The organism is Escherichia sp. B1147 (assembly GCF_001660175.1).
GTDB lineage: Bacteria > Pseudomonadota > Gammaproteobacteria > Enterobacterales > Enterobacteriaceae > Escherichia > Escherichia whittamii.
In genome coordinates, this window is record NZ_LFHY01000017.1 from 50,979 (window position 1) to 74,774 (window position 23,796).

Annotated in this window: 25 protein-coding genes; 15 read left to right on the forward strand and 10 right to left on the reverse strand. The window is 50.1% G+C overall.

The window, feature by feature from the left end; translation table 11 throughout:
- Nucleotides 1-8 precede the first annotated feature (8 nt).
- The 4 genes from ynfG to clcB all read left to right on the forward strand — a co-directional run bounded on the left by ynfG (nucleotide 9) and on the right by clcB (nucleotide 3,590).
- Nucleotides 9-626 carry a DMSO reductase like molybdoenzyme iron-sulfur subunit YnfG gene (ynfG, locus tag A9180_RS18235; protein ID WP_064529982.1) on the forward strand — a complete coding sequence of 206 codons (618 nt, stop codon included), beginning with the start codon at nucleotides 9-11 and terminating at the stop codon, nucleotides 624-626.
- A 1-nt stretch (nucleotide 627) separates the two neighbouring features.
- On the forward strand, nucleotides 628-1,482 hold the full coding sequence (gene ynfH / locus A9180_RS18240) for a selenate reductase membrane anchor subunit YnfH (RefSeq protein WP_064529983.1): 855 nt from the start codon (nucleotides 628-630) through the stop codon (nucleotides 1,480-1,482).
- A gap of 42 nt (nucleotides 1,483-1,524) precedes the next feature.
- On the forward strand, nucleotides 1,525-2,139 hold the full coding sequence (dmsD, locus tag A9180_RS18245) for a Tat proofreading chaperone DmsD (protein ID WP_064529984.1): 615 nt from the start codon (nucleotides 1,525-1,527) through the stop codon (nucleotides 2,137-2,139).
- Nucleotides 2,140-2,297: 158 nt separating this feature from the next.
- A complete protein-coding gene (gene clcB, locus A9180_RS18250) occupies nucleotides 2,298-3,590 on the forward strand; it encodes a voltage-gated ClC-type chloride channel ClcB (protein WP_074399639.1) in 1,293 nt (430 codons plus the stop codon).
- On the opposite strand, the gene bioD is transcribed toward clcB, so the two are convergent.
- The 3 genes from bioD to A9180_RS18265 all read right to left on the reverse strand — a co-directional run bounded on the left by bioD (nucleotide 3,543) and on the right by A9180_RS18265 (nucleotide 6,612).
- Nucleotides 3,543-4,238, reverse strand: a complete 696-nt coding sequence (bioD, locus tag A9180_RS18255; protein WP_064529985.1) for a dethiobiotin synthase — start codon at nucleotides 4,236-4,238, stop codon at nucleotides 3,543-3,545. The two genes, clcB and bioD, sit on opposite strands and share 48 nt — an antisense overlap.
- 125 nt (nucleotides 4,239-4,363) lie before the next feature.
- Nucleotides 4,364-5,584: a sugar metabolism global transcriptional regulator Mlc gene (gene mlc / locus A9180_RS18260; RefSeq protein WP_064529986.1), complete on the reverse strand. Its 1,221-nt coding sequence runs from the start codon at nucleotides 5,582-5,584 to the stop codon at nucleotides 4,364-4,366.
- A gap of 134 nt (nucleotides 5,585-5,718) precedes the next feature.
- Entirely contained in the window at nucleotides 5,719-6,612 is an 894-nt protein-coding gene (locus A9180_RS18265) for a LysR family transcriptional regulator (RefSeq protein WP_064529987.1), read from the reverse strand.
- Nucleotides 6,613-6,718: 106 nt separating this feature from the next.
- Between A9180_RS18265 and A9180_RS18270 the strand changes: the two genes are divergently transcribed.
- Nucleotides 6,719-7,972, forward strand: a complete 1,254-nt coding sequence (locus A9180_RS18270; protein ID WP_064529988.1) for an MFS transporter — start codon at nucleotides 6,719-6,721, stop codon at nucleotides 7,970-7,972.
- 49 nt (nucleotides 7,973-8,021) lie between these two features.
- On the opposite strand, the gene A9180_RS25025 is transcribed toward A9180_RS18270, so the two are convergent.
- Complete coding sequence (locus A9180_RS25025) at nucleotides 8,022-8,126, reverse strand: KPN_01571 family protein (RefSeq protein ID WP_222928544.1); 105 nt, start codon at nucleotides 8,124-8,126, stop codon at nucleotides 8,022-8,024.
- A gap of 258 nt (nucleotides 8,127-8,384) precedes the next feature.
- Here A9180_RS25025 and asr point away from each other — a divergent pair, with 258 nt between their 5' ends.
- From asr to A9180_RS18285, 3 genes are all read left to right on the forward strand, one after another.
- Nucleotides 8,385-8,693, forward strand: coding sequence for an acid resistance repetitive basic protein Asr (gene asr, locus A9180_RS18275; RefSeq protein WP_064529989.1), 309 nt, complete (start codon nucleotides 8,385-8,387; stop codon nucleotides 8,691-8,693).
- Between the two features lie 92 nt (nucleotides 8,694-8,785).
- A complete protein-coding gene (locus tag A9180_RS18280) occupies nucleotides 8,786-8,869 on the forward strand; it encodes a hypothetical protein (RefSeq protein WP_000233091.1) in 84 nt (27 codons plus the stop codon).
- A 99-nt stretch (nucleotides 8,870-8,968) separates the two neighbouring features.
- The gene (locus A9180_RS18285) at nucleotides 8,969-9,790 is read left to right on the forward strand and encodes a trypsin-like serine peptidase (protein WP_064529990.1); all 822 of its coding nucleotides are present in this window, start codon (nucleotides 8,969-8,971) and stop codon (nucleotides 9,788-9,790) included.
- A 38-nt stretch (nucleotides 9,791-9,828) separates the two neighbouring features.
- Here the strand turns inward: A9180_RS18285 and mdtI are convergent, their stop codons facing one another.
- Both mdtI and mdtJ read right to left on the reverse strand, forming a co-directional pair.
- Nucleotides 9,829-10,158: a multidrug/spermidine efflux SMR transporter subunit MdtI gene (mdtI, locus tag A9180_RS18290; protein WP_064529991.1), complete on the reverse strand. Its 330-nt coding sequence runs from the start codon at nucleotides 10,156-10,158 to the stop codon at nucleotides 9,829-9,831.
- Entirely contained in the window at nucleotides 10,145-10,510 is a 366-nt protein-coding gene (gene mdtJ / locus A9180_RS18295) for a multidrug/spermidine efflux SMR transporter subunit MdtJ (protein ID WP_064529992.1), read from the reverse strand. The genes mdtI and mdtJ overlap by 14 nt, the downstream gene beginning before the upstream one ends.
- 411 nt (nucleotides 10,511-10,921) lie before the next feature.
- Between mdtJ and tqsA the strand changes: the two genes are divergently transcribed.
- A complete protein-coding gene (tqsA, locus tag A9180_RS18300) occupies nucleotides 10,922-11,956 on the forward strand; it encodes an AI-2 transporter TqsA (protein ID WP_064529993.1) in 1,035 nt (344 codons plus the stop codon).
- Nucleotides 11,957-12,066: 110 nt separating this feature from the next.
- On the opposite strand, the gene pntB is transcribed toward tqsA, so the two are convergent.
- Together pntB and pntA are read right to left on the reverse strand one after the other, a co-directional pair.
- Complete coding sequence (gene pntB / locus A9180_RS18305; RefSeq protein ID WP_064529994.1) at nucleotides 12,067-13,455, reverse strand: Re/Si-specific NAD(P)(+) transhydrogenase subunit beta; 1,389 nt, start codon at nucleotides 13,453-13,455, stop codon at nucleotides 12,067-12,069.
- Between the two features lie 10 nt (nucleotides 13,456-13,465).
- Complete coding sequence (pntA, locus tag A9180_RS18310; protein WP_064529995.1) at nucleotides 13,466-14,998, reverse strand: Re/Si-specific NAD(P)(+) transhydrogenase subunit alpha; 1,533 nt, start codon at nucleotides 14,996-14,998, stop codon at nucleotides 13,466-13,468.
- 521 nt (nucleotides 14,999-15,519) lie between these two features.
- Between pntA and ydgH the strand changes: the two genes are divergently transcribed.
- The 3 genes from ydgH to folM all read left to right on the forward strand — a co-directional run bounded on the left by ydgH (nucleotide 15,520) and on the right by folM (nucleotide 18,791).
- Nucleotides 15,520-16,464: a DUF1471 family protein YdgH gene (gene ydgH, locus A9180_RS18315; RefSeq protein WP_064529996.1), complete on the forward strand. Its 945-nt coding sequence runs from the start codon at nucleotides 15,520-15,522 to the stop codon at nucleotides 16,462-16,464.
- Between the two features lie 184 nt (nucleotides 16,465-16,648).
- Complete coding sequence (locus A9180_RS18320) at nucleotides 16,649-18,031, forward strand: amino acid permease (protein ID WP_064529997.1); 1,383 nt, start codon at nucleotides 16,649-16,651, stop codon at nucleotides 18,029-18,031.
- Between the two features lie 37 nt (nucleotides 18,032-18,068).
- The gene (folM, locus tag A9180_RS18325; protein WP_064529998.1) at nucleotides 18,069-18,791 is read left to right on the forward strand and encodes a dihydromonapterin reductase; all 723 of its coding nucleotides are present in this window, start codon (nucleotides 18,069-18,071) and stop codon (nucleotides 18,789-18,791) included.
- Here folM and A9180_RS18330 read toward each other — a convergent pair.
- Nucleotides 18,788-19,123: a GlpM family protein gene (locus A9180_RS18330; RefSeq protein ID WP_064529999.1), complete on the reverse strand. Its 336-nt coding sequence runs from the start codon at nucleotides 19,121-19,123 to the stop codon at nucleotides 18,788-18,790. The two genes, folM and A9180_RS18330, sit on opposite strands and share 4 nt — an antisense overlap.
- A 128-nt stretch (nucleotides 19,124-19,251) precedes the next feature.
- On the opposite strand from A9180_RS18330, the gene rstA reads away from it, so the two are divergent.
- The 3 genes from rstA to tus all read left to right on the forward strand — a co-directional run bounded on the left by rstA (nucleotide 19,252) and on the right by tus (nucleotide 22,280).
- Complete coding sequence (rstA, locus tag A9180_RS18335; RefSeq protein ID WP_064530000.1) at nucleotides 19,252-19,971, forward strand: two-component system response regulator RstA; 720 nt, start codon at nucleotides 19,252-19,254, stop codon at nucleotides 19,969-19,971.
- A 3-nt stretch (nucleotides 19,972-19,974) separates the two neighbouring features.
- Nucleotides 19,975-21,276 (forward strand): two-component system sensor histidine kinase RstB, encoded by a 1,302-nt coding sequence (gene rstB, locus A9180_RS18340; RefSeq protein WP_064530001.1) that lies wholly within the window; start codon nucleotides 19,975-19,977, stop codon nucleotides 21,274-21,276.
- Between the two features lie 74 nt (nucleotides 21,277-21,350).
- Nucleotides 21,351-22,280, forward strand: a complete 930-nt coding sequence (gene tus / locus A9180_RS18345) for a DNA replication terminus site-binding protein (RefSeq protein WP_064530002.1) — start codon at nucleotides 21,351-21,353, stop codon at nucleotides 22,278-22,280.
- On the opposite strand, the gene fumC is transcribed toward tus, so the two are convergent.
- A complete protein-coding gene (gene fumC, locus A9180_RS18350) occupies nucleotides 22,277-23,680 on the reverse strand; it encodes a class II fumarate hydratase (protein WP_064530003.1) in 1,404 nt (467 codons plus the stop codon). The two genes, tus and fumC, sit on opposite strands and share 4 nt — an antisense overlap.
- Nucleotides 23,681-23,796 lie beyond the last annotated feature (116 nt).

Consider the following 23,796-nt stretch of genomic DNA (forward strand, 5'->3'; position numbering starts at 1 on the left):
AGTAGCCCATGACAACGCAATATGGATTTTTTATTGATTCCAGCCGCTGTACCGGCTGCAAAACCTGCGAGCTGGCATGCAAAGACTTTAAAGATCTTAGCCCCGAAGTAAGCTTCCGCCGTATTTACGAATATGCAGGAGGCGACTGGCAGGAAGACAATGGTGTATGGCATCAGAATGTGTTTGCCTACTATCTCTCCCTCTCCTGTAACCATTGTGAAGATCCGGCCTGCACCAAAGTCTGCCCCAGCGGCGCAATGCATAAGCGCGAAGATGGCTTTGTGGTGGTTGACGAAGATGTTTGTATCGGCTGTCGCTACTGTCACATGGCCTGCCCTTACGGCGCGCCACAGTACAATGCAGAAAAAGGACATATGACTAAGTGCGATGGCTGTTATTCACGTGTCGCGGAAGGGAAACAACCTATATGTGTTGAATCCTGCCCGCTGCGTGCGCTTGAGTTCGGTCCGATTGAAGAGTTACGCCAGAAGCACGGCACACTGGCTGCCGTCGCGCCACTGCCGCGCGCACATTTCACAAAACCCAATATCGTTATCAAACCTAACGCCAACAGCCGACCGACCGGCGATACCACTGGTTATCTGGCTAATCCGGAGGAAGTCTAAAATGGGAAATGGATGGCATGAATGGCCGCTGGTTGTCTTTACCCTATTGGGCCAATGTGTGGTGGGTGCGCTGATTGTCAGTGGAATTGGCTGGTTGGTTACCAAAGGTGACGCAGACCGTCAGCGCATTGTTCGCGGCATGTTTTTCCTCTGGCTGTTGATGGGCATCGGTTTTATCGCCTCCATCATGCACCTGGGCTCACCGCTGCGGGCATTTAATTCGCTGAATCGAATCGGTGCTTCCGGCTTGAGCAACGAAATTGCTGCCGGTTCATTGTTCTTTGCCGTTGGCGGGTTATGGTGGCTGGCAGTGGTAACAAGGAAGATACCGCAAGCGTTAGGGAGACTCTGGTTACTCGTCAGCATGGTTCTCGGTGTCGTTTTCGTCTGGATGATGAGTTGCGTTTATCAAATCGATACCGTGCCAACCTGGCATAACGGTTATACTACGTTGGCCTTTTTCCTGACGGTTTTGTTGAGTGGCCCCATACTTGCGGCGGCTATTCTGCGGGCCGCCCGCGTGACGTTTAATACTACACCGTTTGCCATCATTAGCGTTCTCGCGCTGATCGCCTGTGTCGGGGGGATTGTGCTGCAAGGTTTGTCTCTGGCCTCTATTCACTCATCCGTACAACAAGCCAGCGCACTGGTGCCAGATTACGCCGCATTACAAGCCTGGCGTGTGGTATTGTTATGCGCTGGTCTGGGATGCTGGCTGTGTCCGCTAATCCGTCGCCATGAACCTCACGTTGCCGGGCTTGTGTTAGGGTTAACTCTCATACTGGGCGGTGAGATGATCGGGCGAGCGCTATTTTATGGCCTGCACATGACGGTCGGAATGGCTGTCGCAGGTTAACAACTTGGTGCGGGGTAACCCGCACGTTTCAGGGTGATAGGAATGACGCATTTTTCACAACAAGATAATTTTTCTGTCGCGGCGCGCGTGTTGGGTGCGCTGTTTTATTACGCCCCAGAAAGCGAGGAAGCCGCGCCTCTGGTTTCTGCAATGACCAGCGATGGCTGGGAAACTCAGTGGCCTCTGCCGCAAACTTCTTTAGTGCCGCTGGTAACGGCTTTTCAGCAACAGAGTGAAGAGTCGCGTACGCAGGCCTGGCAGCGTTTATTCGTTGGCCCGTGGGCATTGCCGTCTCCACCGTGGGGATCGGTCTGGTTAGATCGTGAATCGGTACTGTTTGGCGATTCAACGTTGGCACTTCGTCAATGGATGCGCGAAAAAGGCATTCAGTTTGAGATGAAGCAAAACGAGCCTGAAGATCATTTTGGTTCGTTGCTACTGATGGCGGCCTGGCTGGCGGAGAATGGTCGTCAGACCGAGTGCGAAGAGTTGCTGGCGTGGCATCTTTTACCGTGGTCGACGCGCTTTCTCGAGGTGTTTATCGAAAAAGCAGACCACCCTTTTTACCGCACACTTGGTGAACTGGCTCGCTTAACGCTGGCTGAGTGGCAGTCACAATTGCTGATTCCCGTCGCAGTTAAGCCTCTGTTTCGTTGAGGTTAATCGGTATTACCGGATGGCGACAATAGTTCGCCATCCAATTTTAAATACGTTACAGTGTCACACCTTTTCCCCACTTAAAGCACGTACAGCTTTTGCGCCTGACGTCTTTTCCCGCAAAATAGATGCTCGTATTTAAATTGCCATTTTTACTCATGCATCATCTACACCTTTACCCGGATCTGCGCACCATGTTCCGTCGTCTGCTTATCGCAACAGTAATCGGTATTCTCGCGGCGCTTGCCGTTGCCGGGTTCCGTCATGCCATGCTGTTGCTGGAGTGGTTGTTCCTGAGCAATGATTCCGGGAGTCTGGTCAATGCTGCGACAAACCTTTCTTTGTGGCGACGCTTGTTAACTCCTGCGCTCGGCGGTCTGGCGGCAGGTTTATTGCTCATGGGCTGGCAGAGAGTTACGCAGCAACGCCCTCATGCGCCAACCGATTATATGGAAGCATTGCAGACCGAGGGACAGTTCGATTACGCAGCAAGTTTGGTAAAATCACTGGCCTCTCTGCTGGTGGTAGCCAGCGGTAGCGCAATTGGCCGTGAAGGCGCGATGATTCTGCTGGCGGCTCTTGCCGCATCCTGGTTTGCCCAACGTATTACACCGCGTGAAGAGTGGAAATTATGGATTGCCTGCGGTGCTGCGGCAGGCATGGCTGCAGCCTATCGCGCGCCGCTTGCTGGGAGTTTATTTATTGCCGAAGTGCTGTTTGGCACCTTGATGCTGGCCTCTCTTGGCCCGGTGGTGATTTCAGCCGTGGTGGCATTACTTGTCAGCAATCTTATTAATCACAGCGATACATTACTCTACAGCGTTCAACTCGAGGTGACGCTGCATGTACGGGACTATGTGTTGATTATCAGTACCGGCGTGCTGGCGGGTCTTTGCGGACCATTACTGTTGAAAATGATGAGCGCCAGTCATCAGGGTTTTGTTCATCTAAAACTGGCGCCGCCCTGGCAGTTGGCGTTAGGGGGATTGATCGTCGGCCTGCTTTCTCTGCTCACGCCTGCCGTATGGGGCAATGGTTATAGTACGGTGCAATCCTTTTTAACCACCCCACCACTGTTTACGGTCATTGCTGCGATCTTCATCTGCAAACTTTTTGCCGTGCTGGCCAGTAGCGGTTCCGGCGCGCCTGGCGGCGTGTTTACGCCAACGCTATTTATCGGACTTGCAATTGGCATGCTGTATGGACGTAGTCTGGGGTTATGGCTTCCCGGCGGCGAAGAAATGACGCTTTTACTCGGGCTAACTGGGATGGCAACACTGCTGGCTGCGACCACGCATGCGCCAATTATGTCGACATTGATGATATGCGAAATGACCGGGGAGTATCAGCTACTCCCCGGTTTATTGATTGCCTGCGTGATTGCGTCGGTAATGTCGCGGACCTTACACCCTGACTCTATCTACCGACAGCACACTACGCAGCATGGCTAAACGGATGTATTGACCCAGTTCTCGCTGTTCAGCGCGCGGCAGATAAGGCAGTTCACCAATGAGTGGTGCCGGGAGTTTTTTACCCAGCACATCAATGATTTCTGCATAATGTGCTAACCCGGGGTTAATACGATTAGCCACCCAGCCAATGAGCGGCAGACCGTCGTTCGCAATCGCTTGTGCGGTCAGAAGCGCATGGTTAATACAGCCTTCCTGAATGCCCACCACCATCAACACCGGTAGCTGCTCCTGGACCACCCATTCAGAGAGCGGACGCAGATCATTCATCAGGCTACGCCATCCGCCAGTCCCCTCAACTACAACATGATCAACTTTGTCGGTCAGGTTAGCCAGACCATTTGAAATGAGCGTGTAATTGATTGGACAACTGTGTGCCACGCTACTTTCTTCTTCGCTTAACGCAATGGGATTGACTGCTTCATAAGGCAGTTCAATTGATGAAACACTCTGCAACACCAGGGCATCTTTATTACGCAGCCCGTCAGGTGTCTCTTTGCTCCCCTTCGCTACGGGTTTGTATCCCGCAACCGTTTTTCCCTGGGAGGCTAACGCTTGTAGCAATGCGCGGGAAACCACCGTTTTCCCTACAGAAGTGTCTGTACCTGTTATAAAGAAACGCTTCAGCATCACTAACTCCACCGTTATGCTTCACTAATATAAGCCAGGAAAATAATTCAACGTGGAAAGTCTAAGTTATGCTTTCTGCACTCAATTTGAGATAGCGCAAATTTTGGTAGAACAGTTAAAAAATGTTAACCCTGCAACAGACGAATCAGCAAAGATCCATTATACATCGCGTCTTTTACCAGCGCGGCTCCCGCCATTGTCCCCTGATTGGTGAACTGAGTGCTCTCAACGCTAATATGCTGACTGTATGCTGGAAGCGCCTGCTGACGGATGCTGTCAGAAATCACAGGAAACAGAATCTTTGCCGCTTTGCTTAACGGCGAGCCAATCAGTATTTTTTGTGGGTTAAATAAATTCACCATGATGGCCAGAATGCGCCCAACATGCGCGCCTACGCCAGTGATAATGTCCTTTGCCAGCAAGTCTCCCTGCAACGCCGCATGGCATAAGGAATCCACGCTCAAAGGCTGCCCGTGCAACATCGAACTCATTGATTGATTAAGGCGTAATTGCGCCAGTTCGAGGATGCTGTCCACACTGGCGATGGTTTCCAGGCAACCGTGGTTACCGCAATAACAACGTTTACCATAGGGATCCACCTGGGTATGGCCAATTTCTACCAGGCTGCTGCTTCCGGCATGTAACAGGTGACCGTCGGTAATCACGCCTGCGCCAACATTGTGATCAATTACCACCTGAATCACATCGCGCGCCCCGCGAGAGGCACCAAATAATGCCTCAGCCATCGTCCATGCACTGATATCATGCTGAATATAAACTGGTACACCTGTGTGCTGCTCCAGCGCTTCGCCGAGCGGCATCTCTTTCACATCCTCGTAAAACGGCATCCGGTGCACAATGCCATTTTCCGTATCAATAATTCCCGGCAATGTAATAGCGATGGATGTCAGGCGTTCGAGTTTTTTTTGATGACGGATAAAAAACTGATCAATATGCGCAATGATACGTTCCAGCAAAGGCAATTCATCCTGAAGCGCCAGCTCCAGCGTCTCTTCCACCACCAGCTTGCTGCTTAAATCACGCAAAGCAATGAAAATCAAACCACGACTGATGCGCAGAGAAAGATAATGCCAGGCTTCTGTTTCCACCACCAACCCCACCGCAGGGCGGCCACGGTTTCCCGCTTCTTTAATTTCTAACTCTTGCACCAGGTGCGCTTCTAGCATTTCGCGGACAATTTTGGTGATACTGGCTGGAGCCAGTTGCGCCATGCGAGAAAGGTCGATACGCGAAATGGGACCAAGCTGATCAATCAGGCGATATACAACACCTGCGTTGGTCTGCTTTATTTGATCAATATGTCCAGGCTGGTTTTCAGCAACCACCTTATACTCCCTATATTTTCGCGCTCCGAAATAATCTGTAGGCTATGGTGAAACACTTCAATGCGTGCCGTCAAATTTTTACTTAGCCATGTGATTAACAGCACACTTTTCGGGTTTTTTGGCTGGATTTTACCTCACTTGAGAGCATTCAGCAGCTGAATACGAAAGTTTCGCGCAGCCGGACTTTGTTCATGATGCTTTGGCCAGACCAACCACATTTCAGAAACCGCATCTTCTTCAGCAATAGGTATCCAACGCATTTCATTAAGTTGAACACGCTTAAATGAGGCAGGTAAAATCGAAACCCCCAAACCGGCAGACACAAGGCCCATGATGGTCATTGCCTCACCCACTTCCTGGGTAATAACCGGTGTAAGATTGTAGCGTCGCATCAGGCCAAGAATGTCATCATAAAGCCCCGTCCCAACGTGAGGATCAAAGAAAACAAACGGCTCTTTTGCCAGTTCCGCCAGCGTAACTACAGATTTACTGGCCAATGAATGATCGTGCGGAATCATCGCCATAAGCGGTTCATGCACAATTACCGCGTGGTTCAACGTCTCCGGCAGCAAAGTATTGCGTAACAGTCCCATATCGAGTGTCCCTTCGATAAGGGGCGTAATTTGCTCGCGGGTATTCATCTCGCGTGTCTGCAAATGGACATCAGGAAATTCACGGCGAAATAACGATAAGGTATCTGACACGGCGCGAATGAATGGCGCCGATGAGGTAAAACCAATGCGTAACTCTCCCGCCTCCCCCTGATGCAGACGTTCAGCTCGCGCTGCGGCATCGTCTACCAGAGAAATAATTTGGCGACTATCGGCAAGAAATTGTTTGCCTGCAGCGGTGAGCGAGACGCTACGATTGGTCCTGGCCAGCAGGCGCGCGCCAATTTGTTGCTCCAACGCCTGAATCTGTTGGCTTAGTGGCGGTTGGGAAATATTCAGCCGAGCTGCAGCACGACCAAAATGCAATTCTTCCGCAACAGCGATGAAGTAACGGATGTGACGCAATTCAATATTCATATTTTAAACATATTATTTGAGACTATTAATATATTAGACATAACAATTCGATTTTCCTACTCTATTCCTGAGCTAACACAACGCGCATATTTAGTAAGGATTTCAAGTGAGTCGTACCACAACTGTTGATGGCGCTCCGGCAAGCGACACTGACAAGCAAAACGTTTCCCAGCCAAACCTATTCATCAAACGCGGTACGCCGCAATTCATGCGCGTGACCCTGGCGCTTTTTTCTGCCGGACTGGCAACCTTCGCACTTCTCTATTGTGTGCAACCTATCCTTCCGGTTCTTTCGCAGGAGTTTGGCTTAACACCCGCAAACAGTAGCATTTCACTGTCAATTTCAACGGCAATGCTGGCTATCGGTTTGCTGTTTACTGGCCCGCTTTCCGATGCCATTGGTCGCAAGCCAGTGATGGTGACGGCGCTATTGTTGGCCTCCATCTGTACGTTATTTTCGACGATGATGACCAGCTGGCACGGCATTTTGGTGATGCGCGCCTTGATTGGCCTTTCATTAAGCGGCGTGGCTGCGGTGGGCATGACCTACCTTAGTGAAGAGATCCACCCGAGTTTTGTCGCCTTTTCGATGGGGTTGTATATCAGCGGTAACTCGATTGGCGGCATGAGCGGACGCTTAATTAGCGGTGTCTTTACCGATTTCTTCAGCTGGCGAATTGCACTGGCAGCGATTGGCTGTTTCGCACTGGCCTCGGCGTTAATGTTCTGGAAAATTCTTCCGGAATCTCGCCATTTCCGCCCTTCTTCACTGCGCCCTAAAACGTTATTTATCAACTTCCGTCTGCACTGGCGCGACCAGGGTTTGCCTTTGTTATTCGCAGAGGGTTTTTTGTTGATGGGCTCATTCGTAACGCTGTTTAATTACATCGGCTATCGCTTGATGCTCTCCCCCTGGCATGTTAGCCAGGCAGTGGTTGGGTTATTATCGCTGGTCTATTTGACAGGCACCTGGAGTTCACCAAAAGCCGGAACTATGACCACCCGCTTTGGACGCGGCCCTGTAATGTTGTCTTCGACAGGTGTCATGCTTGTTGGCCTGTTAATGACATTATTCAGTTCGATATGGTTGATTTTTGCCGGAATGTTGCTCTTCTCCGCCGGATTCTTTGCCGCTCACTCGGTCGCCAGCAGTTGGATTGGCCCCCGCGCTAAACGCGCCAAAGGCCAGGCTTCCTCGCTGTATCTGTTCAGTTACTACCTGGGATCAAGTATTGCCGGAACATTAGGTGGGGTCTTCTGGCATAACTACGGTTGGAACGGCGTCGGTACCTTTATTGCGTCAATGCTGGTGGTCGCGATTATAGTGGGTACACGTTTGCACCATAGATTGCACGCCTGAAAAAATAAGTCCGGGCGGAGTAAAATACCCACCCGGACTTATTGTCTGCTCAACTCAACGTTAATAACCATCCTAAAATAGACGAAGCGCCAGCCAATTCCCGCAGCGCATCTAACGTCATCAGGATAATAAACACCCAAATTATCGGATTCATTTACTGTGTGTCATTTATTGATGATGCAAAGTAATTCTACCGTTTTGGGAACAGCGAAATAGTAAACTCGATCAAGACTACTGATATTAGTAGGGGATTCACCTTAAATCACATCACGTTATTATTTACCAATTTACTTTGTACATATCGTTACATGCCGAAACCAACCACTCACGGAAGCTTCTCATTACCCGAGATATAGTCATTACATCGGCCCCGCAGTGGGGTTGCATAAAAAACCAAATTGAGGGTATGACAATGAAAAAAGTATTAGCTCTGGTTGTTGCCGCTGCAATGAGTCTCTCTTCTGCCGTCTTTGCCGCAGAGACTGCGACCACACCGGCCCCAGCAACGACTGCCACCAAAGCTGCACCTGCAAAAACCACTCATCATAAAAAACAGCATAAAGCAGCACCTGCCCAAAAAGCGCAGGCGGCTAAAAAGCATCATAAAAAAGCGACAACTGAACAGAAAGCACCGGAACAAAAAGCACAAGCAGCGAAAAAACACGCCAAGAAACACAGCAATCAGCAACCTGCAAAACCAGCAGCACAACCAGCAGCTTGAGTTTTCAACAGCAATAATGGCGCGCCCCCTCGCGCCTGAAAATTGCGGTGCTAAACGGATAACGTTTAGCGCCGCCTTTAGCGGAGGGTACTATGGTGGGCCGTTATCGCTTTGAGTTCATTCTTATCATCCTTATATTATGCGCACTTATTGCCACTCGCTTTTATCTTTTCTGATCGTAGTTATCTGATTTCACTCCCACTTTAATCCCGTCCCGGCTATAGTATTTATGAGGGTTTGCTTTTAATAATCATAATTACCCACCAGAGTGTGATATGCGTACAACCATTGCTGTAGTACTGGGTGCAATTAGTTTGACATCTGCATTTGTATTTGCGGATAAACCTGACAGTCCTGAATCGGCTAATGATGAAGTCAGCACCCTTTTTTTTGGTCATGACGATCGAGTGCCGGTAATTAACACGACCCAATCTCCGTGGGATGCAGTTGGGCAACTGGAGACTGCCAGTGGAAATCTCTGCACGGCTACCCTGATTGCGCCTAATCTCGCATTAACGGCGGGTCACTGTTTATTAACGCCGCCAAAAGGCAAACCAGACAAAGCAATTGCGCTGCGTTTTGTGTCGAATAAAGGGCTATGGCGCTATGAGATCCACAACATTGAAGGCCGTGTTGATCCGACATTAGGAAAACGGTTAAAGGCTAATGGAGATGGCTGGATTGTCCCGCCTGCTGCCGCGCCGTGGGATTTTGGTTTGATTGTGTTGCGTAATCCGCCTTCCGGCATTACCCCCTTACCACTTTTCGAGGGCGACAAAGCAGCACTCACCACCGCATTAAAGGCGGCGGGTCGTAAAGTGACCCAGGCAGGATATCCCGAGGATCACCTGGATACGTTGTACAGTCATAAAAATTGCGAAGTGACTGGCTGGGCGCAAACGTCAGTGATGTCGCATCAGTGCGATACCCTACCGGGAGACAGCGGTTCGCCGCTAATGCTGCATACTGATGACGGCTGGCAGTTGATTGGCGTGCAAAGTTCGGCGCCTGCGGCGAAAGACCGCTGGCGGGCCGATAACCGGGCTATCTCTGTTACCGGCTTTCGCGACAAACTGGAAGAGTTATCCCGGCAATAGCGTTTACATGCTGCCCGAAAATACGGGCAGCATAAGCGTCAGGCAAGTTTCACCATGATCATTCCAGCTAACAACAGGACCAGCCCAACCCAGCCTTTGCGGTTTAAGCGCTGACCAAACAGGACCCAACCGGCTGCTAATGTGGCGACAATACCAAATCCCCCCCACAATGCATACGCCACTGACAAGTCTATCCCTTTAACTGCCTGGGATAGTGCACTAAAAGCAGCAAGTACCGCCGCCAGCGACAGCAAGCCAAAGATTTTACGGCGAAAGCCATCAGAAAATTTCAAAAAGACGTTTGCAATAATTTCCAGCACTATTGCCAGTGCCAACCAGGCGGCGTGAATCCATTCAAACTGAACCATGATTCTGCTCCAGCGTAGATTTACGCACTTTACGCGTACCCGATTTGATCAATACAATCCCGGCAACCAGGGCCGTTAACCCAGCAATTTTCATCGGCGATAAACTTTCATCAAATAACAAAACGCTAAACAGCGTAATAAATAAAATACCGATGCCTTCCCACAGCGCATAGGCTACGCCTAACGCGATTTTTTTAACGGCGAAAGAGAGAAATATATATGACAGAGAAATCATCACCAGCATTAAAATAAATCCGCCGTTTCCATCACTGACGCTAGCCCATTTCATAGATAACGTGCCGGTAATTTCTGTGGCAATAGCCAGACCTAATAAAACCCAATAAAAATACATCGCCCTTCTCCTGCAAGAGAATTATTTTAATGTTCGCTTAATTCAGCGAAATCTAAGTAAAGTGGTCGAGCCCAGCGCATAGCGTAAGCTTCGGCAGAAGAAAGGACTAAAGCGCGTTGCGCCAGTGCTGCTCACCTGCGAGCAAGATAGTGGATGAGGTACGAAGATGAGTAGATGTAGAAAATAACGTCCTGAACAAATTGTCCATAATATTACAATTATCCGCAGTGTTGCTTCTCGTCATCGCGGATGATAATTGTCCTCGGTAGTTGAACACGTCTGATTTGTACCATAGCTTAAGAATTTACTCAAAACATTTTCATTTCTTTACCTGAGTGGTTCGATTTTCGTTATAATGCCGCCGCTTAAAATAAAATATTATTAGTGAAGGAAGAACAAACGGGGATAAGAATGGCAAAGCCGATCATCACACTCAATGGCCTAAAAATCGTCATTATGTTGGGAATGCTGGTCATTATTCTCTGTGGCATTCGGTTTGCCGCCGATATCATCGTCCCCTTTATCCTCGCTCTATTTATCGCAGTAATTCTTAATCCTCTGGTACAACGCATGGTTCGCTGGCGAGTGCCACGCGTACTGGCTGTGTCGATTTTAATGATCATCATCGTAATGGCGATGATACTGCTGCTTGCCTATCTCGGCTCAACACTCAATGAACTCACTCGTACCTTGCCGCTCTATCGCAGCTCCATCATAAAACCGCTGCAAGCTCTGGAACCGTTATTACAACGCGTGGGTATTGATGTCTCGGTTGATCAACTGGCGCATTACATTGACCCCAACGCAGCAATGACGTTACTCACCAACCTGCTGACGCAGTTAACAAATGCCATGTCGTCAATATTTTTGTTGCTGCTGACGGTGCTGTTTATGCTGCTCGAAGTGCCACAACTGCCCTGCAAACTGCAACAAATGATGGCTCGCCCAGCCGAGGGAATGGCGGCTATTCAACGTGCCATTGATAGTGTATCGCATTACCTGGTGCTGAAGACGGCCATTAGCATCATCACCGGACTGGTCGCCTGGGCGATGCTCGCCGCAATGGACGTTCGCTTTGCTTTTGTCTGGGGATTGTTGGCCTTTGCGCTTAATTACATCCCCAATATTGGTTCGGTTCTGGCGGCTATCCCCCCTATCGCCCAGGTTCTGGTCTTTAATGGCTTCTACGAAGCGTTGTTGGTGCTGGCGGGATATCTGCTGATTAATTTGGTCTTCGGCAATATTCTGGAGCCACGCATTATGGGACGCGGGTTAGGACTTTCCACACTGGTGGTCTTTTTGTCATTAATCTTTTGGGGATGGTTGTTAGGACCGGTAGGTATGCTGCTTTCTGTGCCGTTGACGATTATTGTCAAAATTGCGCTTGAGCAAACGGCGGGAGGCCAAAGCATCGCCGTTCTGTTAAGCGATCTCAATAAAGAGTAACGGCCATTTGGCCAATGCGGCCTACAAGTTAGTGCATATTCAATACATTGCAGCTTACATGTAGGCCTCATTTCTGCGCGGGCAAGCGGCCTCCGTAGAGGCCGTTGAGGTTACAGAGCTTTGAGGATTGCATCCACGCTGGCTTTGGCGTCACCAAACAGCATGTGAGTGTTCTCCTTGAAGAACAGCGGGTTTTGCACGCCAGCATAGCCAGTGTTCATCGAGCGTTTAAAGACAATCACGTTCTGCGCTTTCCACACTTCCAAAACAGGCATGCCAGCAATCGGGCTCTTCGGATCGTCCTGTGCCGCCGGGTTAACCGTATCGTTGGCACCAATCACCAGTACGGTATCGGTATCCGCGAAGTCATCGTTGATTTCGTCCATCTCCAGCACGATGTCATACGGTACTTTCGCTTCCGCCAGCAACACGTTCATATGCCCGGGTAAACGGCCCGCAACCGGGTGAATACCGAAACGCACGTTGATGCCGCGCGCACGCAGTTTCTCGGTGATTTCTGCGACCGGATATTGTGCCTGCGCTACCGCCATGCCGTATCCTGGGGTGATTATCACCGAATGGGAGTTTTTCAGCAGTTCCGCCGTCTCTTCCGCTGTGATTTCACGATGCTCGCCGACTTCCTGATCATCGCCGGTAGAGGAACCATCGGTGCCGAAACCACCCGCAATAACGCTGATAAAGGAACGGTTCATCGCCTTACACATGATGTAAGAAAGAATGGCGCCCGAAGAACCGACCAGCGCACCGGTCACAATCAGCAGGTCGTTACTAAGCATAAAGCCCGCTGCCGCTGCCGCCCAACCGGAGTAGGAGTTCAGCATCGACACTACCACTGGCATATCTGCACCACCGATAGAAGCCACCAAATGCCAACCGAATACCAGCGCAATAGCGGTCATTATCAGTAATGCCAGCACCTGCAAGCCAACACTATCGGTACGAACAAACACCATCAATAGCAGGAAGGAAACGACCAATGCAGCCAGGTTCATTTTATGGCGGTTTGGCAGCATCAACGGTTTAGACGAAATCTTTCCGCACAGCTTACCGAACGCCACGACCGACCCAGTGAAAGTCACCGCACCGATGAAGATACCGAGGAATACTTCCGTCAGGTGAATATTGGCCAGAATCGGCGCCATTTCCGCGTCATGATGCAGATAACTGTTAAAACCAACCAACACCGCCGCCAGACCAACGAAGCTATGCAGGATCGCCACCAGTTCCGGCATTTCGGTCATTTCGACTTTCTTCGCCAGACGGATACCAATCGCGCCACCGATGACCATCGCAACCAGGATCCAGCCAACGTTACCAGTATCTGGTCCAAAGATAGTCGCGATTAACGCAATCGCCATCCCGGCGATACCAAGGTTGTTACCCCGACGAGACGTTTCATGTTTAGAAAGCCCGGCCAGGCTGAAGATAAACAGGATCGCGGCAACAATGTATGCAGCTGTAACTAATCCTCCAGACATATGCTACCCCTTAGTTTTTACGAAACATTTTCAGCATGCGCTGAGTCACGGTAAAGCCACCGAAAATATTAATGCTGGCGATAAGCACCGCGATAAAACTAAGGAAGCTAACCCAGCCGCCCTGGCCAATCTGCAATAGAGCTCCGACAACAATAATCCCTGAAATCGCGTTAGTAACCGACATCAGCGGCGTATGCAACGCATGAGAGACATTCCACACCACGTAATAACCTACGACGCATGCCAGCGCGAAAACGGTAAAGTGTCCGAGGAATTCTTTCGGTGCTACGCTTGCAAACCAGCCGAAAAGAATGATTGCCAGCGCCATCAGCGCGTATTTACGCCACGGTGAGCAGGCACATTTTTCTTCGGTTTTCACTTCAGGTGCCGCTTTCTGCGCTGCCTGCGGCTGGGCTGAAACCTGAATCGGCGGCGCCGGCCAGGTAATTTCGCCAGCACGGATCACGGTCACGCCGCGAATTACCACATCATCAAAATCAACCGTGATGTTGCCGTCTTTCTCTTTGCACAACAGTTTCAGTAGATTGACAAGGTTGGTGCCGTAAAGCTGTGATGATTGCGTCGGCAGACGACCAGGAAGATCGGTGTAGCCAATCACTTTGACACCATTCTCCGTGGTGAAGATTTCACCCGGCACGGTGTATTCACAGTTACCACCGTTTTGGGCTGCCAGGTCGACAATCACACTACCCGATTTCATCGAATCAACCATTTCACGGGTAATCAGTTTCGGTGCTGGTTTGCCTGGAATAAGCGCGGTAGTCACAATGATATCGACCTCTTTTGCCTGGGCGGCAAAGAGTTCCATTTCGGCTTTGATGAACGCTTCCGACATCACTTTGGCGTAACCATCGCCGCTACCTGCTTCCTCTTTAAAATCCAGCTCGAGGAATTCCGCGCCCATACTTTGAACTTGTTCTTTCACTTCCGGGCGGGTATCGAATGCACGCACAATTGCGCCAAGGCTGTTTGCTGCGCCAATGGCCGCCAGGCCCGCAACGCCCGCACCAATCACCATCACTTTTGCCGGAGGGACTTTACCTGCTGCGGTGATTTGCCCGGTAAAGAAACGCCCAAACTCATGAGCCGCTTCAACAATGGCGCGATAGCCAGCGATATTCGCCATCGAACTTAGCGCATCCAGCGATTGTGCACGTGAGATACGTGGTACAGAGTCCATCGCCATCACGGTCACGTTACGCTCCGCGAGTTTTTGCATTAACTCCGGATTCTGCGCGGGCCAGATGAAGCTCACCAGCGTGGTCCCCGGATTCAGTAACGCAATTTCATCATCTAACGGCGCATTGACCTTCAGAATGATCTCTGACTGCCAGACGTTATTCCCTTCTACAATTTCGGCGCCCGCTTGCACAAACGCTTTATCGTCAAAACTTGCCAGTTGACCTGCGCCGCTCTCTACCGCGACGGTAAAACCTAGTTTCAGCAACTGCTCCACTGTTTTCGGTGTTGCTGCAACACGGGTTTCATTGGTTAACCGTTCTCTTGGTATGCCAATTCGCATGATATTCCCTTCCATCGGTTTTATTGATGATGGTTTGCCTGTGTTTTTGATACACAAGCCGCTCATGTACGAGCTAAATGTTACTCCGTTAAAATAAATTAGTAACAAACGTCTATAACGTACTGAAAATAATGCCTGTGATCTAGCGTCAAAAATCAGTAATTCGGCGTGAACTCGCAAAATATAAACGATTCAGTGATGACTGAGGGATAAACACCTTAGAACACAGGATAAAGACCGATAATTGTCTCCGGTGGCCTGGTAAAACATGATATCCCCCCGGCAAAATCTATTGCTTTACATTAAATTAACTTATGCAATTCAGTCATTTCAGCAGTTTTTATGTTACTGCGACTATTTTTTAAGCACTGATGATCATCCGATCAGGTTTAAAATCAAATCAAGGAAGCGGATATGAAAAATGACGCAGACAGTTACACCGTTTAAATGCAATAATCAGCCACGTTTCTCGTTAATAACAATACCAGTACCTGGTTTGCGCAAGGCGAAGGATTATTTTTATGAAGCTTAAGAACACCCTCCTGGCGTCGGCACTGCTTTCTGCTACGGCATTTTCCGTTAACGCAGCAACAGAACTGACACCGGAGCAAGCGGCAGCGGTTAAACCTTTTGACCGTGTAGTGGTTACCGGTCGTTTTAATGCCATTGGCGAAGCGGTTAAAGCTGTTTCCCGTCGCGCTGATAAAGAAGGTGCCGCCTCTTTTTATGTTGTCGACACTTCAGATTTCGGTAATAGCGGTAACTGGCGTGTAGTTGCAGACCTCTATAAAGCCGATGCTGAAAAAGCTGAAGCTGATAAGAATCGCGTTTTTAATGGCGTGATTGAACTGCCTAAAGAGCAGGCTGTTCTTATTGAGCCGTACGACACCGTGACCGTGCAGGGTTTCTTCCGTAGCCAGCCGGAAGTGAATGATGCCATCACCAAAGCAGCAAAAGCGAAAGGTGCCTACTCTTACTACATCGTTCGCCAGATAGATGCCAACCAGGGCGGCAACCAGCGTATTACTGCATTCATCTACAAACAAGATGCTAAAAAACGCATCGTCCAGAGCCCGGATGTGATCCCGGCGGATTCTGATGCTGGTCGCGCGGCGCTGGCCGCGGGTGGCGAAGCCGCGAAGAAAGTTGAAATCCCGGGCGTTGCCACTACTGCATCACCAAGTGCAGAAGTCGGTCGTTTCTTTGAAACGCAGTCCTCAAAAGGCGGACGTTACACTGTCACGCTTCCTGACGGCACCAAAGTAGAAGAACTGAACAAAGCGACCGCAGCAATGATGGTCCCGTTCGATAGTATTAAGTTCTCGGGTAACTACGGCAACATGACCGAAGTCTCCTACCAGGTTGCTAAACGTGCCGCGAAGAAAGGCGCTAAGTATTACCACATCACTCGCCAGTGGCAGGAACGTGGTAATAACCTGACCATCAGCGCAGACCTGTATAAATAACTATTCAGTATCACTGATAAGGCGGCTTTATGCCGCCTTTTGCATTTTTAGCACAAATTTCCCAGTGACCATTGCATGTAGACACATCTCTTCGTAAAATCCCGCGCTTCAGTGGCAAACACCATTTTTATGCGTTCTGCCCTAATATTTATTCTTTTAAACACGTTTTAAACACTGGATATCGATGGAAAAGAAACTGGGACTGAGCGCACTCACCGCGCTGGTATTAAGCTCAATGCTGGGCGCGGGTGTTTTCAGTCTGCCGCAAAATATGGCGGCGGTTGCCAGCCCGGCAGCACTGCTCATCGGCTGGGGTATTACTGGCGCTGGCATCCTATTGCTGGCCTTTGCCATGCTGATCCTGACACGCATTCGTCCCGACCTTGACGGCGGTATTTTTACCTATGCACGGGAAGGATTTGGCGAGTTAATCGGCTTCTGCTCCGCATGGGGGTACTGGCTATGCGCGGTTATCGCCAACGTCTCTTATCTGGTTATCGTCTTTTCCGCATTAAGTTTCTTCACTGATACGCCGGAACTACGCCTGTTTGGCGATGGTAACACCTGGCAATCGATCGTCGGTGCATCGGCATTATTGTGGATTGTTCACTTTTTGACCCTGCGCGGCGTACAAACCGCCGCCAGCATTAACCTGGTGGCGACATTGGCAAAATTATTGCCGCTTGGTTTGTTTATTGTGCTGGCGATGATGATGTTCAAACTGGACACCTTCAAGCTCGACTTTACAGGCCTTGCGCTTGGCATACCGGTATGGGAACAAGTGAAAAACACCATGCTGATCACACTGTGGGTATTCATTGGTGTGGAAGGTGCGGTGGTTGTTTCTTCACGCGCCCGGAATAAACATGATGTTGGCAAAGCAACGCTTCTGGCGGTGCTTTCCGCACTGGGCGTTTATTTATTGGTCACGCTGCTTTCGCTGGGTGTGGTTGCGCGTCCTGAACTTGCTGAGATTCGTAACCCGTCTATGGCCGGTCTAATGGTGAAAATGATGGGGCCGTGGGGCGAGATTATCATCGCTGCCGGATTGATCGTTTCCGTTTGTGGCGCGTATTTAAGCTGGACCATTATGGCGGCAGAAGTCCCCTTCCTGGCTGCTACCCATAAGGCATTCCCGCGCATTTTTGCGCGCCAGAATGCACAAGCAGCGCCGTCTGCCTCGCTGTGGCTGACTAACATCTGCGTGCAAATTTGTCTGGTTCTGATCTGGCTGACCGGTTCCGATTACAACACGTTGCTGACCATCGCCTCAGAAATGATTCTGGTGCCCTATTTCCTGGTTGGCGCGTTCTTGTTGAAAATCGCTACTCGTCCGCTGCATAAAGCGGTAGGTGTCGGTGCCTGCATTTATGGCTTATGGTTATTATACGCTTCAGGCCCAATGCACCTGTTGTTGTCCGTCGTTCTGTATGCGCCAGGGCTACTGGTCTTCCTGTACGCGCGTAAAACGCATACACATGATAATGTATTGAATCGTCAGGAAATGGTGCTAATTGGCATGCTGTTAATTGCCTCGGTTCCGGCAACCTGGATGTTGGTGGGATAACTGTCGTCCCATCGTTGGCTTGCAAAGGAGATTAACGATGGGGAAAACCCAACTCTTGCCAATATTAATTACTGGCGGAGGTCGTCGCATCGGCCTCGCCCTCGCCTGGCATTTTATTAATCAAAAGCAACCGGTGATTGTCAGCTATCGGACGCACTATCCTGCCATTGATGGGCTGATTCAGGCGGGTGCGCAGTGTATTCAGGCTGATTTTTCAACAAACGACGGTGTGATGGCATTTGCCGATGAAGTGCTAAAGAGCACCCACGGCCTGCGTGCCATTTTGCATAACGCCAGCGCGTGGATGGCGGAAAAACCGGGTACACCGCTGACTGATGTTCTGGCCTGCATGATGCAGATCCATGTTAATACCCCTTACCTGCTCAACCATGCGTTGGAAAGATTACTGCGCGGTCACGGACACGCTGCCAGCGATATCATTCACTTCACCGATTATGTGGTGGAGCGCGGAAGCGACAAACATATTGCCTATGCTGCAAGCAAAGCGGCACTGGATAATATGACCCGTTCGTTTGCCCGCAAGCTGGCACCGGAAGTGAAAGTGAATTCTATTGCGCCGTCGCTGATCCTGTTTAACGAGCATGATGACGCCGAATATCGCCAACAGGCGCTGAATAAATCACTGATGAAAACCGCGCCTGGTGAGAAAGAAGTTATCGATCTGGTCGATTACTTACTCACCAGTTGCTTTGTAACCGGACGCAGTTTCCCGCTTGATGGCGGCCGCCATTTGCGTTAATGCAGCTTCATCCAGCAAATAATTAGCACCCATGCGCTTAGGCCCCAGCACGCAACAGAACCCACAAAAGCAGCGGGCAAGCGCATGATTCCGGTGAAATACCACAACGACGCCAGATAAACAAAATAGGGAATAATCGACCACATACTGAAAACGATTGTGGTACGTAAGGCTTCAATGCCGCGTTCACTGACAACAATATAATGCGCGATGAGCGCGAAGGTCGGGAAAAGCGGGATCAGCCCGGCGATATAGTAATTTTTCGTTTTAGCTAATACACCAATCAACACCACCACCAGCGCCCCAAGCGCGGCTTTGATTACCAGTCCCATCTTTTTACCTTAACACTTTCATAACAAGTCATCAATAGAATACCCGATGCAACCTTGTTTAGAAACGATTGATAGTAAGTAAAATCAGCGCGGTGTATTGTGACGTTTTTATATCTGACGTGAATAATATGAACACTATCGTATTTGTGGAAGATGACACAGAAGTCGGTTCATTGATTGCAGCGTACCTGGCAAAGCATGATATGCAGGTTATTGTGGAGCCGCGCGGCGACCATGCCGAAGAGACAATTCTGCGGGAAAATCCGGATCTGGTGCTGCTCGATATCATGCTGCCAGGTAAAGACGGAATGTCCATCTGCCGCGATTTACGCGCAAAGTGGTCCGGGCCGATTGTTCTGCTGACCTCCCTCGATAGCGATATGAACCACATTCTGGCGCTGGAAATGGGCGCCTGCGATTATATTCTCAAAACAACGCCCCCCGCTGTTCTGTTGGCGCGTTTACGTTTACATTTGCGTCAGAATGAACAAGCGACGCTGACCAAAGGTATTCAGGAAACGTCTCTGACTCCTTACAAACCATTGCATTTCGGTACATTAACTATCGACCCCATCAACCGCGTAGTGGCGCTTGCTAACCATGAGATTTCACTCTCGACGGCTGATTTTGAATTGTTATGGGAATTAGCCACCCATGCCGGACAAATTATGGACCGCGATGCGCTGCTGAAGAATTTACGCGGCGTCAGTTATGACGGGCAGGATCGTAGCGTGGATGTGGCTATTTCGCGGTTACGAAAAAAACTGCTCGATAACGCTGCCGAACCCTACCGCATTAAAACCGTGCGTAACAAAGGCTATCTTTTTGCGCCTCATGCGTGGGAATAAGCGATGAAAAAACTGTTTATCCAGTTTTATCTTTTGCTGTTTGTCTGCTTTCTGGTGATGTCTCTACTGGTTGGTCTGGTGTACAAATTTACCGCCGAACGTGCAGGTAAACAGTCGCTGGATGATTTGATGAACAGTTCGCTGTATCTGATGCGTAGCGAATTACGCGAGATCCCTCCGCACGACTGGGGGAAAACGCTGAAGGAGATGGATTTAAATCTCTCTTTCGATCTGCGCGTCGAACCGCTGAGTAAATATCATCTCGATAATAACGCCATGCACCGATTGCGTGGCGGAGAGATTGTTGCTCTGGATGATCAGTACACCTTTTTACAGCGTATCCCGCGCAGCCACTACGTTCTCGCCGTGGGTCCCGTTCCTTATCTTTATTTCCTCCATCAAATGCGTTTGCTGGATATCGTACTGATCGCCTTTATTGCCATTTCCCTCGCCTTTCCGGTGTTTATCTGGATGCGTCCGCACTGGAAAGACATGTTAAAACTGGAAGCGGCGGCGCAACGATTCGGCGATGGCCATCTCAATGAACGTATTCACTTTGATGATGGTTCGAGCTTTGAACGACTTGGCGTGGCGTTTAACCAGATGGCGGATAATATCAACGCGTTGATTGCCAGTAAAAAGCAGCTTATCGATGGCATTGCCCATGAACTGCGAACGCCATTAGTGCGCCTGCGATATCGGCTGGAGATGAGTGACAACCTGAACGCCACAGAGTCCCAGGCCTTGAATCGCGATATCAGTCAACTGGAAGCCTTAATTGAAGAACTGCTGACTTATGCCCGACTCGATCGCCCACAGAATGAACTGCATCTTAGCGAACCAAACCTGCCGTTGTGGTTGTCAACACATCTGCAAGATATTCAGGCAGTGACCCCCGACAAAACGGTACGGATAAAAACGCTCATGCCTGGTAATTACGCGGCGCTGGATATGCGCTTAATGGAGCGCGTGCTGGATAACTTGCTCAACAACGCCCTGCGCTACTGCCATTCAACCGTTGAAACCAGCCTGCTACTGGCAGGAAACAGAGCGATATTGATTGTTGAAGATGATGGTCCGGGGATTGCGGCAGAAAATCGCGAACATATCTTTGAACCCTTTGTTCGCCTCGATCCTAGCCGCGACCGGGCAACTGGCGGCTGTGGGCTGGGGCTGGCGATTGTCCACTCTATTGCTCTGGCAATGGGCGGCACGGTCAATTGTGACACCAGCGAACTGGGGGGCGCCCGCTTCTCGTTCAGCTGGCCACTGTGGCACAACATCCCGCAATTTACTTCTGCCTGACGCTATATGCACAGTGGTCAAGTTGCCGCCACTGTGCTATAAAGAAAGTATGTTGTAACTAAAGTGGTAATTTTATGACCCGTTACGATCTTGTTGACCGACTCAATACGACCTTTCGCCAGATGGAACAAGAACTGGCAGCGTTTGCCGCTGAACTTGAACAGCACAAGTTGCTGGTTGCCCGCGTGTTCTCGTTACCGGAGGTCAAAAAGGAGGATGAGCATAATCCGCTTAATCGCATTGAGGTTAAGCAACATCTCGGGAAAGAAGCGCAGGCGCTGGCACTACGTCATTTCCGCCATTTGTTTATTCAGCAACAGTCTGAAAATCGCAGCAGCAAGGCTGCAGTTCGTCTGCCCGGCGTGTTGTGCTATCAGGTCGATAGCCTTTCACAAGCGGCGCTGGCAAGTCATATACAGCGCATCAACCAACTTAAAACCACTTTCGAGCATATCGTCACGGTTGAGTCAGAACTGCCTACGGCAGCGCGTTTTGAATGGGTGCATCGTCATTTACCGGGGCTGATTACTCTTAACGCTTATCGCACGCTCACCGTTCTGCACGACCCCGCCACTTTACGTTTTGGCTGGGCGAATAAACATATCATTAAGAATTTGCATCGTGATGAGGTGCTGGCGCAGTTGGAAAAGAGCCTGAAATCGCCACGTAGCGTTGCACCGTGGACGCGCGAGGAGTGGCAGGGAAAACTGGAGCGCGAGTATCAGGATATTGCCGCTCTGCCACAGGACGCGAAGTTAAAAATCAAACGTCCGGTGAAGGTTCAGCCAATTGCCCGCGTCTGGTACAAGGGGGATCAAAAACAAGTTCAGCACGCCTGCCCGACACCGCTTATCGCGCTGATTAATCGGGATAATGGCGCGGGCATACCGGACGTTGGTGAGCTGTTAAATTACGATGCCGACAATGTGCAACATCGTTTTAAACCCCAGGCGCAGCCGCTTCGTTTAATCATTCCCCGGCTGCACCTGTATGTTGCAGATTAACGCCCTGCTTTCATACTGCAGACCATCTGCTCTGGTCGCACCCAGCTATCAAACTCGGCTTCGCTAAGATAGCCCAGCGCAAGGGCGGCGGCTTTTAAAGTCAGCCCTTCTTTATGCGCTTTTTTGGCAATCTCGGCGGCTTTGTCATAGCCAATATGGGTGTTTAGCGCGGTCACCAGCATTAGAGATTCATTGAGTAATTGGTTGATACGCTCACGATTCGGTTCAATTCCCACTGCGCAGTGTTTGTTAAAACTTTCCATGCCATCGGCCAGCAAGCGCACTGATTGCAGGAAATTGTGAATCACCATCGGACGGAAGACGTTCAATTCGAAGTTACCAGAAGCACCGCCGATGTTGATTGCCACATCATTCCCCATTACCTGGCAGCAAAGCATGGTTAACGCTTCACACTGCGTTGGGTTCACTTTTCCTGGCATGATTGAACTGCCCGGCTCGTTTTCCGGGATTGAGATTTCGCCAATGCCGCAACGTGGACCGGAAGCCAGCCAACGGACGTCATTGGCAATTTTCATCAGTGACGCCGCCAATCCTTTTAACGCCCCGTGTGCCTGAACTAGCGCATCACAGGTCGCCAGTGCTTCAAATTTGTTCGGTGCAGTAACAAACGGCGCACAGGTAATAACCGAAAGCTCGTCCGCCACGCGACGGGCATATTCCGGATGGGTGTTCAGCCCCGTTCCTACTGCTGTCCCCCCCAGCGCCAGTTCCGCCACGTGCGGCAGGCTGCATTCAATATGTTTGAGATTATGCTCAAGCATTGCTACCCAGCCAGAAATCTCCTGCCCCAGGGTCAGCGGCGTGGCATCCTGCAAATGGGTACGGCCAATTTTGACAATATCGGCAAACGCGCGGGATTTCTCATTCAGCGTTTGTGTCAGTGTTTTAAGTTGTGGAATGAGTTGCTTGCGTAGCGCCAGCAGCGCCGCAACGTGCATTGCCGTTGGAAAGACATCATTGGAACTTTGGCTTTTGTTCACGTCATCGTTAGGGTGAACTTTACGCTCCATCCCGCGCACACCACCGAGCAGTTCACTCGCCCGATTGGCCAGCACTTCGTTCATGTTCATGTTGCTTTGTGTGCCAGAACCGGTCTGCCAGATTGCCAGCGGGAATTCATCGTCATGCTGTCCCGCCAGCACTTCATCCGCCGCCTGACGAATGGCACTCGCTTTCTCTTCGGACAACAAGCCTAAATCTTCGTTAACTTTTGCCGCTGCACGCTTGGTCAGCGCCAGCGCATGAATCAGTGAGGTGGGCATTTTCTCCGTGGAAATGCGGAAATGCTCCAGCGAGCGTTGAGTTTGTGCGCCCCACAGCTTATCTGCCGGGACATCGATCGCACCCATCGAATCTTTTTCGCTGCGTACTGTATTCATGGACTGCTCCTCACCTGATTAATTTTTTTCTTCTTTGCTTACGTTAAGCAACTTTTAGCTCACTCATTATTTACTATTTGATAACAAATGTTTGGTATTTCGTGCCATGTAAAAAA

Excerpts from the sequence above, each read along its gene's own strand:
- A9180_RS18265 (WP_064529987.1), bottom strand. The coding sequence starts at position 6,612 with ATGAATATTGAATTGCGTCACATCCGTTACTTCATCGCTGTTGCGGAA.
- A9180_RS25025 (WP_222928544.1), bottom strand. The coding sequence starts at position 8,126 with ATGAATCCGATAATTTGGGTGTTTATTATCCTGATGACGTTAGATGCG.
- A9180_RS18280 (WP_000233091.1), top strand. The coding sequence starts at position 8,786 with ATGGTGGGCCGTTATCGCTTTGAGTTCATTCTTATCATCCTTATATTA.
- tus (WP_064530002.1), top strand. The coding sequence starts at position 21,351 with ATGACCCGTTACGATCTTGTTGACCGACTCAATACGACCTTTCGCCAG.
- mdtI (WP_064529991.1), bottom strand. The coding sequence starts at position 10,158 with ATGGTTCAGTTTGAATGGATTCACGCCGCCTGGTTGGCACTGGCAATA.
- A9180_RS18320 (WP_064529997.1), top strand. The coding sequence starts at position 16,649 with ATGGAAAAGAAACTGGGACTGAGCGCACTCACCGCGCTGGTATTAAGC.
- fumC (WP_064530003.1), bottom strand. The coding sequence starts at position 23,680 with ATGAATACAGTACGCAGCGAAAAAGATTCGATGGGTGCGATCGATGTC.
- A9180_RS18330 (WP_064529999.1), bottom strand. The coding sequence starts at position 19,123 with ATGGGACTGGTAATCAAAGCCGCGCTTGGGGCGCTGGTGGTGGTGTTG.
- clcB (WP_074399639.1), top strand. The coding sequence starts at position 2,298 with ATGCATCATCTACACCTTTACCCGGATCTGCGCACCATGTTCCGTCGT.
- rstB (WP_064530001.1), top strand. The coding sequence starts at position 19,975 with ATGAAAAAACTGTTTATCCAGTTTTATCTTTTGCTGTTTGTCTGCTTT.
- ynfH (WP_064529983.1), top strand. The coding sequence starts at position 628 with ATGGGAAATGGATGGCATGAATGGCCGCTGGTTGTCTTTACCCTATTG.
- bioD (WP_064529985.1), bottom strand. The coding sequence starts at position 4,238 with ATGCTGAAGCGTTTCTTTATAACAGGTACAGACACTTCTGTAGGGAAA.
- pntA (WP_064529995.1), bottom strand. The coding sequence starts at position 14,998 with ATGCGAATTGGCATACCAAGAGAACGGTTAACCAATGAAACCCGTGTT.
- ynfG (WP_064529982.1), top strand. The coding sequence starts at position 9 with ATGACAACGCAATATGGATTTTTTATTGATTCCAGCCGCTGTACCGGC.
- A9180_RS18285 (WP_064529990.1), top strand. The coding sequence starts at position 8,969 with ATGCGTACAACCATTGCTGTAGTACTGGGTGCAATTAGTTTGACATCT.
- ydgH (WP_064529996.1), top strand. The coding sequence starts at position 15,520 with ATGAAGCTTAAGAACACCCTCCTGGCGTCGGCACTGCTTTCTGCTACG.
- pntB (WP_064529994.1), bottom strand. The coding sequence starts at position 13,455 with ATGTCTGGAGGATTAGTTACAGCTGCATACATTGTTGCCGCGATCCTG.
- mdtJ (WP_064529992.1), bottom strand. The coding sequence starts at position 10,510 with ATGTATTTTTATTGGGTTTTATTAGGTCTGGCTATTGCCACAGAAATT.
- rstA (WP_064530000.1), top strand. The coding sequence starts at position 19,252 with ATGAACACTATCGTATTTGTGGAAGATGACACAGAAGTCGGTTCATTG.
- tqsA (WP_064529993.1), top strand. The coding sequence starts at position 10,922 with ATGGCAAAGCCGATCATCACACTCAATGGCCTAAAAATCGTCATTATG.
- folM (WP_064529998.1), top strand. The coding sequence starts at position 18,069 with ATGGGGAAAACCCAACTCTTGCCAATATTAATTACTGGCGGAGGTCGT.
- dmsD (WP_064529984.1), top strand. The coding sequence starts at position 1,525 with ATGACGCATTTTTCACAACAAGATAATTTTTCTGTCGCGGCGCGCGTG.
- asr (WP_064529989.1), top strand. The coding sequence starts at position 8,385 with ATGAAAAAAGTATTAGCTCTGGTTGTTGCCGCTGCAATGAGTCTCTCT.